12 protein-coding genes are annotated in these 13,997 nt (G+C 39.4%); all 12 read right to left on the bottom strand.

Translation table 11 applies throughout. The annotated features are described in order from the left end of the window. The 12 genes from wecB to PPIS_RS17865 all read right to left on the bottom strand — a co-directional run bounded on the left by wecB (position 1) and on the right by PPIS_RS17865 (position 13,993). Positions 1–1,119: a non-hydrolyzing UDP-N-acetylglucosamine 2-epimerase gene (gene wecB, locus PPIS_RS17920; RefSeq protein WP_010368564.1), complete on the bottom strand. Its 1,119-nt coding sequence runs from the start codon at positions 1,117–1,119 to the stop codon at positions 1–3. A gap of 14 nt (positions 1,120–1,133) precedes the next feature. Beyond that, a complete protein-coding gene (wecC, locus tag PPIS_RS17915; RefSeq protein WP_010368566.1) occupies positions 1,134–2,372 on the bottom strand; it encodes a UDP-N-acetyl-D-mannosamine dehydrogenase in 1,239 nt (412 codons plus the stop codon). Positions 2,373–2,393: 21 nt separating this feature from the next. Then, positions 2,394–3,116 (bottom strand): WecB/TagA/CpsF family glycosyltransferase, encoded by a 723-nt coding sequence (locus PPIS_RS17910; protein ID WP_010368568.1) that lies wholly within the window; start codon positions 3,114–3,116, stop codon positions 2,394–2,396. Next, the gene (locus PPIS_RS17905; protein WP_248694107.1) at positions 3,113–4,072 is read right to left on the bottom strand and encodes a glycosyltransferase family 4 protein; all 960 of its coding nucleotides are present in this window, start codon (positions 4,070–4,072) and stop codon (positions 3,113–3,115) included. The genes PPIS_RS17910 and PPIS_RS17905 overlap by 4 nt, the downstream gene beginning before the upstream one ends. A gap of 83 nt (positions 4,073–4,155) precedes the next feature. Then, positions 4,156–5,664 carry a hypothetical protein gene (locus PPIS_RS17900; protein ID WP_010368571.1) on the bottom strand — a complete coding sequence of 503 codons (1,509 nt, stop codon included), beginning with the start codon at positions 5,662–5,664 and terminating at the stop codon, positions 4,156–4,158. A 4-nt stretch (positions 5,665–5,668) separates the two neighbouring features. After that, positions 5,669–6,607 carry a glycosyltransferase family 2 protein gene (locus tag PPIS_RS17895; RefSeq protein WP_010368573.1) on the bottom strand — a complete coding sequence of 313 codons (939 nt, stop codon included), beginning with the start codon at positions 6,605–6,607 and terminating at the stop codon, positions 5,669–5,671. A 9-nt stretch (positions 6,608–6,616) separates the two neighbouring features. Beyond that, on the bottom strand, positions 6,617–7,894 hold the full coding sequence (locus PPIS_RS17890; protein WP_010368576.1) for an EpsG family protein: 1,278 nt from the start codon (positions 7,892–7,894) through the stop codon (positions 6,617–6,619). Positions 7,895–7,897: 3 nt separating this feature from the next. Continuing rightward, positions 7,898–8,827, bottom strand: coding sequence for a Wzz/FepE/Etk N-terminal domain-containing protein (locus PPIS_RS17885; RefSeq protein WP_010368577.1), 930 nt, complete (start codon positions 8,825–8,827; stop codon positions 7,898–7,900). Continuing rightward, entirely contained in the window at positions 8,820–9,698 is an 879-nt protein-coding gene (gene rfbA, locus PPIS_RS17880) for a glucose-1-phosphate thymidylyltransferase RfbA (RefSeq protein WP_010368579.1), read from the bottom strand. Before rfbA ends, PPIS_RS17885 begins: the two co-directional genes overlap by 8 nt. Further along, positions 9,695–10,759 carry a dTDP-glucose 4,6-dehydratase gene (rfbB, locus tag PPIS_RS17875; protein ID WP_010368582.1) on the bottom strand — a complete coding sequence of 355 codons (1,065 nt, stop codon included), beginning with the start codon at positions 10,757–10,759 and terminating at the stop codon, positions 9,695–9,697. The genes rfbA and rfbB overlap by 4 nt, the downstream gene beginning before the upstream one ends. Positions 10,760–10,803: 44 nt before the next feature. Next, positions 10,804–12,576 carry an asparagine synthase-related protein gene (locus PPIS_RS17870; protein ID WP_010368584.1) on the bottom strand — a complete coding sequence of 591 codons (1,773 nt, stop codon included), beginning with the start codon at positions 12,574–12,576 and terminating at the stop codon, positions 10,804–10,806. Position 12,577: 1 nt separating this feature from the next. After that, positions 12,578–13,993: an MOP flippase family protein gene (locus tag PPIS_RS17865; RefSeq protein ID WP_010368586.1), complete on the bottom strand. Its 1,416-nt coding sequence runs from the start codon at positions 13,991–13,993 to the stop codon at positions 12,578–12,580. Positions 13,994–13,997: the final 4 nt, after the last annotated feature.

The raw sequence follows: 13,997 nt of genomic DNA, 5'->3' as shown, positions 1-13,997 counted from the left end.
CTAATTATAACTAAGAATAGCGTTAACTATTCGTTGGCACGCTTTGCCATCGCCATATGGATTATGGGCGTAGCTCATTTGATTATATAACTCAATGTCTTCAATTAATTGAGACACCATATCAACAATCTTATCTTTATTAGTGCCCACAAGCCTCACCGTACCTGCTGAAACCGCTTCAGGCCTCTCGGTAGTATCTCTCATTACTAATACGGGTTTCCCTAATGACGGCGCTTCCTCTTGAATACCGCCAGAGTCTGTGAGTATGAGATACGATTTGTCCATTAGATATACAAATGGCAGGTAGTCTTGTGGCTCTATTAATTTAATATTCGCAACCCCTGCTAGCACGCGATTTACAGGTTCTTGTACATTTGGATTCAAATGAACTGGGTAGACAAAGTTAAAATGAGGATAACGCTTTGCGAGCTGCGCAATAGCCTCACAAATTCTTTCGAACCCTCCACCAAAACTCTCTCTTCGATGTCCTGTAATAAGCACATATGGCCTATTCGTAACATCTGCAAATTGCTGTTCCAGTGAAACTGTCAAAGCCCTTTCTGTTAAGACATTTTCTTTAACTGACAATAAAGCATCTACAACTGTGTTTCCCGTCACAACAATCTTTCGCTCACTGACTTGTTCTTTCTGCAAATTGCTGGCTGCGGCTTGAGTTGGAGCAAAGTGTAACTCAGCAAGCTTTCCTGTTAGCGTGCGATTAGCCTCTTCAGGCCATGGGCTTAGAATATTTCCAGTCCTTAGTCCAGCTTCAACATGACCAACCTTAATTTGCTTGTAAAAAGCAGCAAGTGAAGCTGATAAAGTCGTCGTTGTATCGCCGTGCACAAGCACCCAATCAGGTTTGAAGTCCTCTAAGACCTCGCGCAAGCCGAGTAATATTTTACTTGTAACATCATACAGATCTTGCCCAGCACGCATTACGTTTAGATCATAATCAGGTTGGATTGCAAACAGATGAAGCACTTGATCAAGCATTTCTCGATGCTGTGCGGTCACACATACTTTAGACTGGATCTGTTCGCACTCATCCAGCGCTTTTACAAGTGGTGCCATTTTAATGGCTTCAGGACGCGTACCAAATACTGTTAACACTTTCATTTTGTTGTCTTATTTTAGAAAATACCGCGACTGTCTATAAGCACTTTTTTAGCAACTTGCTCAGGGTCAATCTGTTTAAACTCTTTATGATCAACGAGCACTGCGACTGTGTTTGCTACAGCTAATGCTTCATCTATAGAAACTAGACGCACCTTCAAGCTTTGTAAGTGTTGAGGCAAGCTGTCAATATTAGGCTCTACGACCACAATTTCATAGTCGTGTTTTTTAGCCAGCATTTCTACAATGCCGAGTGCAGGGCTTTCTCTTAGATCGTCAATATCTGCTTTGAACGCAATCCCCAGACACGCAATTACTGGCTTTTTAAACTGATCAGCAGCTTCCTCAATTTGATTTAAAACAAATTGTGGTTTAGCGTCATTTACTTCTCTTGCTTGTCTAATTAACTTTGCACGTTCAGGCGCGCTACTCACGATAAACCAAGGATCAACGGCAATACAATGACCTCCAACACCTAGGCCTGGGTTTAGAATATTCACACGAGGATGGCGGTTTGCTAGCTTAATTAACTCCCAAACATCTATATCAAGGTCATCACAAATCATCGAAAGCTCATTTGCAAACGCAATGTTAACATCTCTAAATGAATTTTCAGTTAACTTTGCCATTTCTGCTGTTCGTGCATTAGTTATCAGACACTCCCCTTTCACAAAAATCTGATAAAGCTCAATGGCACTTCGGGTACAAGCATCTGACATACCACCGATAACGCGATCATTCTCAACAAGCTCTTTCAATACATAACCTGGTAGAACACGTTCGGGGCAATGCGCTATTTTGATATCAGCATCATCGCCAGCAGTCTGCGGGAATGTTAGATCCGGCCTTAGCTCACTTAACCACTCTGCCATTTGCTCAGTCGCACCGACCGGTGACGTGCTTTCAAGTACCACTAAATTACCTTTTTGCAATACTGGAGCTATCGATTCAGAAGCTGAGCGAATGTAACTGAGATCGGCTTCATAATTCGCTTTAAAGGGGGTAGGCACTGCGACTAAAAATGCATCAGCAGCTTGAGTACGGGTAGTCGCTTGTAGCTTTTTAGCTTGGACTGTACTTCTTACAACAATATCTAAATCAGGTTCAACGATGTGAACATCGCCATTGTTAATAGTATCAACCGTCTCTTGGTTAACATCAACTCCGATTACACTAATACCTCTAGAGGCAATTACGGCAGCGGTTGGCAGACCTATATAGCCTAACCCAACGACGGAAACGGTTTCTATTGACATATAATACTCATTAATTCGGTGTTAAATTTTACCAACAAGGTAGTAGTAAACAAACTTTAGCAACTTACCTTGTCGGAAAAGTCTTGAAGGTTGGGAAAGCAGTCGATAAAGCCACTCTAAATGTAGCTTTATCCAAAGTTTAGGCGCTCTTTTTACGTTACCAGTATACACATCATATGTACCGCCGACGCCCATATAAAAAGCATTAGGGACTTGCTTTCTGCATTCAAATATAAACTTTTCTTGTTTTGGTGACCCAAGAGCAACAGTAATAATTTGTGCTCCTGAATCTTTAATCTCAGCAATTACCTCTTCTCGGTCTTCAAAGTAGCCATCACGTGCACCTACAACATTAACTCCGAGACCTTGGAGTTTTGTTTTTGTTAATTCTATTACCGTTGCAGATGCGCCAAGCAAGTATACTGGTGTATTTAATGAAGCTGCGCTTATCATCAACTGCGTCCACAACTCACACCCGGGGATACGAGCCACTTTTGCATTTGATTTTTTGCTCATAACGTAACTAACACCAATCCCGTCAGCGTAACGCAAAGTAGCATCTAACAGTACTTGTCTTGTTTCTTGGTCGCGTTCCGCAACCATCACTTTCTCAGGATTGATTGCAACAGCAACACCAGGTACTACATTAGACTCACGTAATATAGCACTCTCAATTAAATCTTGGATCGAGCCAAATGCTGTAACGGGTATTCCACGTATTGTGATTTCGTTAGCGCTGTTCAATGATGCCTCGTAAGTATCAGTTTTTGGTATATGGTAAGCAAATTATTTACAATATAGGTTAAGCTATGCTGACTTACCGAATTTAATGCCTCTTTTTGCATCAATTGATAGTCGTTCATGCTCATTTTTAGCGCCTGATAAAGTGATTCATAACCTTTACTATCAAGCCACTCATCATCGTTTTGTAATAGCAAGCCATTTTGGCCGTCTATCACTTGCGCCCGAGAGCCATCAGTTTCTGTTGCAATAACGGGTGTACCTGAAGCCATAGCTTCAGTCATCACCAAGCCAAAAGATTCATTGCGTGAAAGGCTAAGTAAAAAACGCGAGCTGCAATAAAGCTTAACTAATTGCTCAGGTGCTAACACCCCATAAAAATCGACCCGTATATTACCATTTTGTGATGCCCACTGTGAAGTGGCCCCCTCACCGACCACCGCTATTTTAGCCCCTTTTTTTGCTATTTTTTGTAAACGGTCAATACCTTTGTTGTAATTTTGATGTCCTACAAATATGAAGTCATACTCATAAGTCTGATTTGTTGGTGGTTGATAAACATCTAAAATACCAGCACTCAAGAGTGAAGTTGATGCTTCTGACACATCAACGTAGCTCTTAAAACGCTCAAATAAGTTTTTACTAACGAATATTGCATGATCTAGCTTGGTAAATGCCCATTTGTACAGTGCACTGGGAGGCTGATAAGCATAAACATCGCTACCGTGGAATGTAGCAATAAGTTTAACTTTTCTATTAATCAAAGCCTTATAAGTAATAGCGAGTAGTATATTTGGGAAAAAGAAATGTACGTGGATAATATCTACTTTCTTTGCAAACAAAAACTTCGCCAAGAAATGAATATAGAAGAGTGGATATCTCAGTAAACGCTTTATTCTTCCAACCTCATCTTGTGTCAGGTAAAAATACTCAACTTCTAAATTTTTTTCCTTTTGCAATGCTTTGAACTGGTTATATACAAAGCGACCTGAATTAGGCTTCTTTGCACTTGGACCCATGTTTGAAAGTAGTAACAAGCGTATCATTTCTTCTTCTGCTCCTTGCTATTTTCTCTTTGCATCTGAATACCATAATTCGCTCGAGATGGGATTAAATGAAATAAAACCCGATACAATAACTGGACAGGAGGGATGAATATATGATGCGTCATCGGCGTATAGCCAGACTCAACTTTCACCTTTTTAAAACGATCTTCAGTGCATGCCCAAACATTTTTCAATAGTTTATAGCGAAAAGCATCGGAGAAGTTCTGATTGATGTAAGCAGAAAAGATACCCACAGAGGCAAACGGAGGTATAACACTAAAGCACTGGGCCGCCATCACGTTGCTTCCAAAAATGACGTACCTCCCTCCTCTACCATATAAAAACTCATAGTAAGTGACTTTTTGATAATCAGTCAGATTAAGATGCTTGGTTTTTTCGTCGAAGTCAGCCAGTAACTTACTCAACGAACGCGCATTACAGCCAGAATAACGTGCTTTTAATATTGTTTCTGCAGAAAAGCTGAACAACGAGTAAATAAAGGGAAATAATTTATATAGCTCACCTTTCCAACCTTTTGGTGTAATATATGTCGCCCGTTGAAGCACATCGCCAAGGTAGCCTTCGAAAAAAGCGGAAGCTTTACAAAATTTCTGGCTAATATAATCATAATTACTCAAGAGCCCACCGATAGGGTTGAGTAAACCATGTGACATTTCCGCAATTATCTCTGCTTTATTTTCAAGCCCTGCACCTAGCTTGTATTCATACCCATAATATTCATCAAACAAAGGGGCATATTGCTGCGCAATCTCTCTTTCAGGACTCCCCTCTGGACCATAAGTGAACCCATACGAAAATTCTGATGAAGCTAAGATGAGCCTAGAATCCATACCACTGCTAATTGGAAGGACACGCTCAGTTTTAGGCCATAAATCAACCAATCGTTCAATTTCACCAGAAACAGCTTCCAATGTAACTGTACTAGGCTTCGTGATATCTATATATTTCTCGGTACAGCCCACCTCTGTAACAGATCCTGGCTCAAGTCGTTCAATACCATCATACAACGTAAAGTTCCCAAACATATGCTGCTTAGCAGCAAGTACGTCTTGCATTTCAGCATTTATTTTATGTTCAGATAACAATGGGCGCACCGCCGGCGCAACTTTTAAATTAGCTGATAACTTATCGATATAATGACTAGAAAGCCCAAAGGGATCATTGATGACCTGCAGTTTTCCATTCGATACCCAAAGTCCGACAAAAGAGCCTGCCTCAAGAGCCTTCAGCACTTCAATACCATTTGTAATAAGATCATGTAATAACTCAGACAAGGCATTGCGCTTTGATTTATACACAAACCAACCAGCAACATATAACTCATGCCCATCAACTTGTATTACCGGTGGCGCTTGCCATTCTCTTTCACTGTATATTAGGCAGCCGTTAAACCTTGGTAAAAGCAATACTCGGCTATGCTTTTCGGTAAAACTTTTAACATGTGGTAATGAATCCAAATTTGCATTTACATACAGCCCTCTCATGATATCAATTCCCTGACTGTAATGTTGAAGTGCGTTTTTGACGGCGAGCTAAATACCACTCCAGAGGCGCTTTACCAAAAATACTTCCAAAAACGAGTTTTACGTAAACTCTAGAGTTAAGCTTAGAATAGCTAAGTGAAGCTAGGTAGTGCTTAATACCACTCAGGCGTGCTTCGCTCCGTAATTCAAAGTCGCCTAAGCTTTCGTATTGCCTTGCAAGCCCCTTGCGCAAGCCCAAAGCTAAAAACTCAGCCTTATACTTATCAATTATCGCTTTATGCCCATTAACTTTAGTTTTTGGGTTGCAAGAAATACCATCTTCAGCTAATTGGTAGGTTAGCATTGGCGCTTTGATATGCACACCTGCAGAAACTTTAGCCAAGCGAAGCAACAAATCATAATCTTGCATACTCGGTAAACTGTTATCAAACCCCCCAATATCCTCTAACGCTCTTCGCTTGATTAATAAAGCGGATGTGCAAACGCCATAACCTTGCTCCAATAGCGTCACATACATATTTGTCGCAGAGAGACACTTAAACTCTTTTTTGAGCCCTTGGTATGTCAGATACATATCGCAATAACAAAAAGTGGCATCGGTGTGTTCATTTAGTGCAGCCAATTGCTTTTTTAGTTTATTTGCATCCCACAAATCATCATCATCTAGAAAAGCGATATATTCTCCCTTGGCACTTTGCCACCCTGTATTACGGGCAGCGCATGCACCCTTATTTGATTCATGCTGAATATAAGCCACTCTAGGATCTTGCTGGTATCTAGCCATTACTGCTTCAGTTTCTACTCGGTATTGATCTGGATGGTTGTCATCTACGACGATCACTTTCCAATCTTGAAAAGACTGTAACTTAACGCTAGCAATTGCGCTATCTAACATATCTGCACGACGATACGTGGGGATAATAATACTTACTGTTTCTTGCATTGCTTTGCTCTATTTAATTCTGTAGCCATCGTAATATTGCAGGTCTTCCTCAACATAGTGATTCAACTGCTTCAAATAAGTGTAGCCATTTAGTGACAGCGGATGAAACCGCTCGACTTTATAAAAAAAGTCACTTTCATTTAGATAAACCACATAGCTAAAGGCTAAAATTACGAATGACTTAATTGCGATTGTAAAGATAGAGGTTAGAGAAGAGGGAGAGTAAACCCCTAATGAGTGTATCAATAATGGGGCATACAAGAGGTGTAGCGGCAGTATGATACGATGTAACTCTTCACCTATAAAAAATAGTGCGACGACACCTATTGCACAAAAGTAGATGGAAATATTGAATAAAGTGATTTGATCTTTGCTTTTACTTCTATAGTAAGCTGGGCTACACAATAGGGTAAATACAACAAACAATAATAAAGATGGTAACTTCGAAAAGTTTGGTTCTATTACCAATCTTGTCAATACCTTGTTTATCATGTAGTGATTTACAACACTACCAACCACTTTAATACTAACTATAAATAAAGCGACTCCTGTTAGGAAAACTAAAAATAACCCAAGGAGTTGTGAGATCGTATACTTCTTACTTAATCTCTTATTCAATAGGAAAAGAGGTAATAATAACACCATAGTAGAAAAGTGGAAAAGACCCCCAATAATAAATATTAATAGCCCTTTTCTAAATTGCTCTTTAGAGATCCAAATTCCAATTAATATTATAGGAATAGCCATACATGCACGGATCAAATGCCATTGCGCTTGAAAAAATTTATAAAATAGTACAATAAGTAAAAAACACAGCAATGGATAAGCAACATTAACTATTTTGCAAAATCGCCAAATTAAAGCATAGGTAAAAAGTAATGTTACCAGATAATACACAAAGAGGTGGTTGTTAGTTATTTTTGCAGTTGACCAGCTGAATAACGCAAAAAGAAAATCCGCATGCTGTCCATACAATAATGACGTAGTCATCATTGAACTAAACTCTTCATAGCGTTCATATGCCATCAAATATGTTGGCATATCATCTGATCCCCCCCACAAAAATCCGATCATCCTGCTTGAGATCAATAAAGCTAATGAAAAGCTAACTAAAAAAGGTAAAATATTTTTTGGCTTTTTTCCAATTTCAGAAGTGGAATAAATCAACACTAGAGCAAGCCAAAGCACTACCGGTAAAAAAAGCCAACTTAAAGATAAAAATAGTAGACTCGCATGCCTACTATTTATAGCTAACTCAATGATGCGCTGTTCGCTTTTAGCCCGCATTGACTAATACCCAGAGCCTTTTAATTCTTTCATAAAATGACGAACTAAGACTAAACCAGATGCAAAGAAAACACTAAATATCGCGGCTAAGATACAAATAACAGCTCTGCTTGGACTCTCTTTTCGTTCAGCAACAATCGGGCTTTCAATAATCCTAAAAGCAAAATCTTCCCGTACTTCTGCTAATAGCATTTGTTTAGTCTGCTCTTCAATAATGGTGTAAAACACATTTTTCATCTGCGCAACTTCTGTTTTATCCAACTGCTGTTGTATATAAGCGATACTGCGTGATTTTTCATCTAACTCACGTTGTCTTAATTGTTCATTAAGCTCAGAGATAAGGTTGCTAACCCATTGTTTAGCAATATGCGGATCGATACTTCGAATGCTAACAGTAACAAGATTTGTTACTTTGTTATGCTTAACGTCAAAAAGCTTATTAAAACTTTCATAGGTTTCAAAAAGTGTTGGCTCAAAGCTTTCACCTGTTTCTGGATTTACTTTCCACTTTCCAGAACTGAGTTCAAGCTTCTCCTCATCAAATAATAACTTTTCGCTATTTTTATCGTACTCTTTCGCTCCAAATAAAACTTTACTTACTTCATACTTGGAAAAAAATTCAAATAGAAAGTCTTTAGATTTTAATACCTCAAGATGCAGTAAAGTATCATTACTCCCACTGTCTAAATTCACTCCCGCTAAACTTGCAAAGCCACCAATCTGACTTCCTAGCGCCCCTAATGCAGAGCTTTCTTTGCTATCATGTGGAGCAAGTAAAACAGCAGACTTATAAATATTAGGCATAGTGAGTGAATACACCACGGCGAGAACACACGAAATAGCTACAAAAATAAATATAAATAACTTTTGTTTCCAAAGAATCAGCCACATATTCACTAGATTCACCGAGGTGTCTTGCTGGCTATTATCCATGTATATGCTCCTGTGCAACTTTCGCAAGATACTGCCCATACTCGGTTTTACTCAGTCGTTTTGCTTCTTCCATCAGCTGTGATTTACTGATCCAGCCTTTTGCAAACGCAATTTCTTGTAAACAAGCAATTTTGAAACCTTGCCTTTTTTCAACAGTATGTACAAACTGTGATGCCTCCATCAAACTGTCATGCGTGCCATTATCAAGCCACGCAAAACCTCGCCCAAGTACCTCAACTCGCAGTTTATTCTCGGTTAGGTAAGCTTCATTTATGCATGTTATTTCAAGCTCTCCTCGCTCTGATGGTGAGATCAATTTAGCCTTTTTAACAACTGAATTGTCGTAAAAATACAATCCCGTTACAGCATAGTGAGACTTTGGCTCAGTCGGCTTTTCCTCAATCGATAGTGCATTGAAGTCTTCATCAACTTCAACTACGCCGAATCGTTCGGGATCATTAACTTGATATGCGAATACGACAGCACCGTCTTGAACTTCTGCGGCTTTAAGTAACTTAGGCGAAAAGCTAGCGCCATAAAAAACATTGTCACCTAAAATCAAACACACACTATCTTCGCCTATAAATTCTTCGCCTATAATAAAAGCTTGAGCTAGTCCTTCGGGTTTCGGCTGTATCGCAAAAGTTAGCTTAACTCCAAATCGGCTGCCATCACCCAAAAGTTTTATAAACTGGTTTTGATCTTCAGGCGTAGTAATAATCAGTATGTCTCTGATACCAGCTAGCATTAGTACCGAAAGGGGATAATAGATCATAGGTTTGTCATACACGGGCAATAACTGCTTGCTGACTCCCTCAGTTATTGGATGCAGTCGAGTTCCACTGCCTCCTGCTAAAATAATTCCTTTCATGATTTTACTCCTAACCTTTCTCTGAGGTAGTTCCCTGACTGCACTCGTTCACACCATGCTAAATTATTTAAATACCAAGACACTGTTTTTTCTATCCCTGATTCGAACGTTTCTGCAGGAACCCAGCCTATATCACGTCTTATTTTACCTGCGTCTATCGCATAACGGACATCATGCCCTGGTCTATCAGGAACAAAGGTGATCAACTCGCTAAACTTACTAATTCCGTTGGGCTTTTTCGCTACTTTTTGATCTAAGATAGAGCAAATAGTCTGAACAACTTCCAAATTCGTTTTTTCGTTGTGACCACCAATATTATAGGTTTCTCCAACTTTGCCAGAGAGTGCAACCTTTACGAGTGCTTTGGCATGATCCTCTACGAAAAGCCAGTCTCGAATTTGACTACCGTTGCCATAAATTGGTAAAGGTTTACCTTCTAGCGCATTTAGAATAACTAACGGAATAAGTTTTTCAGGGAAATGGAAAGGCCCGTAGTTGTTTGAGCAATTTGTGATTACCGTTGGTAGCCCATATGTTCTCCCCCAAGCTCTTACCAAGTGATCAGAACTCGCTTTACTGGCTGAGTAAGGTGAGCTTGGATCATAACTAGTCTGTTCGGTAAATAACTTGTCTGTATGCCCAAGATCTCCGTAGACTTCGTCAGTGGAGATATGATGGAACTTAAAGCTATCAGCTACCTTTTGATTTTTATTCAGGTATGCACGTGCGCACTGTAACAGTACGTAAGTTCCTATAATATTTGTTGTTATGAATTCGCCGGGTCCATCGATTGAACGGTCAACATGTGATTCAGCAGCCAAATGCATAATGAGATCTGGCTGATATTTGTTAAACACTTCAGATACCTTACTTTCATCGCAAATATCGCCGTGTTCAAAAAAGTAATTTGTATGCTGTGCAACGGATTCAAGAGAATCTAAATTTCCTGCGTAGGTTAACTTATCAAAGTTTACAACCCTAAAGTCTCCAAGCCCAATTAAATGGCGAACGACGGCACTTCCAATAAAGCCCGCACCGCCAGTTACTATCACTGTTTTCATTAAATGTTTTCCGTTGTCACTGCTCAACAAGACTCTGTATTATCTCAAAGATCGTACGAGCTTCCAAGTTTAAAACCTTTGTCATTTAACTGCCGCAAAAACAACTCCACGGTTATCAAGCTCCCAATAATTTCTGGCTTAATCGGCTTTTTACTTCTATAGAAAGCATCAATGTAATGTTTTATTTCTGAGCAGCTTAAAATTTTAGAAAGGTGACTATCTGTAAGTAATAAATCGTATACATAGGACTCAAATTTAGGTTCTCTCAACCATAGATCATATGCAACATAATGGTGTTTGGCGAATACACGGCGATATAAGCTTCTAGCCCATCGTTCAACAGGCGTTCCAATGATAAAAGCTTTTAAAGTGGATTTCATCCCGCTAGAGCTATTCTTAGCCGATTGGCTTTTTGATATAGGCTTGCCTGTCTGCTGCCATGGAATATCAGAAAAATACTCAGGATAAGTGTCGAGCAACATATGGTGATATAATTTCCCATCCTTTCGAAACGCACTGGGTAGACCATATAAAAAGTCAACAAAATCGTTATCCATAAAAGGCTTAAGTTGATGTAGCTCGTGACTAAGTAGGTCACTTCCCGCTGCGATAAATCGCATCCCACGGTTGTAAATGAAGATACTTTCTTCGCAATCAAAGTCAAAGTAACCTTCATCTGCCAGCGCTATACTAAAGTGCTTACCGTACTTTTGCTTAACAATAGAAAAAACATTTTCTTTGTCCGTTTCAGATGGAATATAACTGCCTCCAGCTGTCACATCACCTAAAAAGCCATTTAATAAATAGTTCGAGTGTTTTGCAATTTCAGCTACAGATGTCAGTGCATGCATATGCAGTACATTTTTCAGCCCATCAGTTAACCACACGCCTCTTTCTCGCCCGCAAAACCACTTTTCTCCATCTATACCAATAAAATGATGAGTAGCAGATGCCAAATCTGACACATGTTTTGCGATCACATGGTCTGCACAACCAGCTTCACCAAAAGTAAAAGTGTGAATATCTCCCTTAAAGTACTTAGCCGCACCAGCTAGCAAGGCTCTTGAATCAAGTCCACCACTTAACGTTATCGCTAATTTATCCTGAGTGATAGTCGATATTGCTCGCCTCATAGCTTGATCAAATAACAAACCTAATTTAGAAACTGCATCATCAAAGCTTATTCCTTCAAGCGGTTGTATGTCGTTCCAGCTCCAGTAGCGCACTAATTCCGTAGTTCGACTTTTTAAAGAAACACGCAAAATCGCTGCAGGTTCTAGACGTTTAATTTGCTTGAAAAGCGTAGTGTTACCGAGACAATGACCAATATCGATAAATGTATTCAAAGATGCTAAATCAATACTTACCTCACTTGTTTGCAAATTGAGTAATTCTTTAATTTCACTCGCATAACCAAGCAAGGTGTCCTCTTGCATCCATAAATATAACGGCTTCATGCCATATCTATCTGAGATCAACGTAACTTGTTCTGTGTTGAAATCAATAATAGAGATAATAAAATATCCATTTACATTGGCTAAGAACGCTTTTAGTGTGTTGTCGTTATAATGTAAATGGATCTCATTCAATGCGTCTGCAGCTTTACAGTCTATACCTGCTATCGAAAAGATATCCCCCCAGAGTGTAATCACTATTCCATCGCGCTCTAGTCGCTCAATAGCGATATTTTTCCTCTGTGCTTTAAGGTTTTGCTCGAAACTAAATCCAACGTCATTAGAGAAGCAAACATCACCCGCAGTAAAGTCACCTAAATTCTCGTTCGATTTACTGAGTAGAGAAGCGGAAAACCCCGGCATATTAGCTCCTTAAATTCTTTAATTGGGATATGAGTTGAGGAAGTATGAACATCATATATAAAGCACAACTAATAATTGCCTGCAATAACTGGTATTGAGATGCAATATATAATCTTGCTATAACGATAAAAGCACAGATGCAAACGGCGATTAAGAGTGGTAATTTAATCGCATCAAGAAGCTCTGAAAAACCAACTTGGGCTGCAGGCTGCAACAGCACCTTCCAATGCGCTAAAAACAGAAATACCTGAAGTACAAATAACCCGAAAGTTAAACTAATTAGCCCGCTTGAAATCACGAGTAAAATAACTATAGGCCTTACAAGCGATACTCCAATATTCCATGAAAAGGCACGCTTAACTTCACCTGATGCTCTCATTAACACACCAACAGGATTCATAACAGAGATAAGTAACATATATAAAGATAGCCATTGAAGTACTGAGGCATGTTCCACCCAATCAGCACCAAAGAAAGCGTTTAAAACGAGTTCAGGAAAAAGTGCGATAAAGCTATACAGTGGAATATTGATGTAGCTGAGAAGCCCAAGCATGCTTAAATACATCTTTTTAATTGAGTGCGATTCCTTAAACTTTACCATCAATGGAAAGGCCACTTTGTTTACAATTGGATTGATTAGCTGTAACGCTGGTTTAAATACCAAATCTTTGATGTAGGCATAAATACCAAGCTTCTCAGGCCCTAAAAACTTGCCCACTATGAGCTGGTCGAACTGGGCACTGCCATAATTAATCAAACTTTCACCGCTTTGATATAATCCATATTTTATAGGTTCAGATACCTCAGCCCAGTGCACTCTTCTTGGCGCTAATAAATGCTCATTTGAAAAGAGTAAGTAGCAGATACTGAGAACTGACGCGAGTGTAAGCTGCCCATATACCACAGCCCAAATAGTGTGTTCATATAATAACGCACCAATGACTACACTAAAGGCTAGTACTTGGCTAAGTACTTCAATTTTTGCGATCAGATTAAAGCGCATTTCTTGTTGGAGCTTTGCAAGTATTTGCTGGGAAAGGCTTCGAATGAAAAAAACAGGTGCGAGGACAACTAACAACGAAGCTAATTCAGTAACAGAAAAAAAGCTCGCAATCACAGGAGCTAACACAATGACTATGGTGCTTATCAGCGCGCCAAAAATGAGGTTAACACTGTAAAGCTGAGCTAATTGGCTTTTATTTAACGACTTATGATAAATTACTGCGTTAGAGAGCCCTGCATCACCAAATACCTGAGAAAACCCAATTACCAGATTTATAGCAGCAGTGATCCCAAGCTCTATAGGCGTTAAAAACCTAGCAAGAATAATAAGCTGAAGTAATTGCAACCCACCTTTTATCAGAGTTGATGAAGCCACCCAAGACACGCCGGAAAGTGCTGACTTTATGATTGTCATTGCT

It is taken from the genome of Pseudoalteromonas piscicida, from assembly GCF_000238315.3.
Classification (GTDB): domain Bacteria; phylum Pseudomonadota; class Gammaproteobacteria; order Enterobacterales; family Alteromonadaceae; genus Pseudoalteromonas; species Pseudoalteromonas piscicida.
This window is presented reverse-complemented; position numbering and strand designations above follow the sequence as displayed.

Excerpts from the sequence above, each read along its gene's own strand:
- PPIS_RS17890 (WP_010368576.1), bottom strand. The coding sequence starts at position 7,894 with ATGCGGGCTAAAAGCGAACAGCGCATCATTGAGTTAGCTATAAATAGT.
- PPIS_RS17900 (WP_010368571.1), bottom strand. The coding sequence starts at position 5,664 with ATGAGAGGGCTGTATGTAAATGCAAATTTGGATTCATTACCACATGTT.
- rfbB (WP_010368582.1), bottom strand. The coding sequence starts at position 10,759 with ATGAAAACAGTGATAGTAACTGGCGGTGCGGGCTTTATTGGAAGTGCC.
- wecC (WP_010368566.1), bottom strand. The coding sequence starts at position 2,372 with ATGTCAATAGAAACCGTTTCCGTCGTTGGGTTAGGCTATATAGGTCTG.
- PPIS_RS17895 (WP_010368573.1), bottom strand. The coding sequence starts at position 6,607 with ATGCAAGAAACAGTAAGTATTATTATCCCCACGTATCGTCGTGCAGAT.
- PPIS_RS17865 (WP_010368586.1), bottom strand. The coding sequence starts at position 13,993 with ATGACAATCATAAAGTCAGCACTTTCCGGCGTGTCTTGGGTGGCTTCA.
- PPIS_RS17870 (WP_010368584.1), bottom strand. The coding sequence starts at position 12,576 with ATGCCGGGGTTTTCCGCTTCTCTACTCAGTAAATCGAACGAGAATTTA.
- PPIS_RS17885 (WP_010368577.1), bottom strand. The coding sequence starts at position 8,827 with ATGGATAATAGCCAGCAAGACACCTCGGTGAATCTAGTGAATATGTGG.
- rfbA (WP_010368579.1), bottom strand. The coding sequence starts at position 9,698 with ATGAAAGGAATTATTTTAGCAGGAGGCAGTGGAACTCGACTGCATCCA.
- wecB (WP_010368564.1), bottom strand. The coding sequence starts at position 1,119 with ATGAAAGTGTTAACAGTATTTGGTACGCGTCCTGAAGCCATTAAAATG.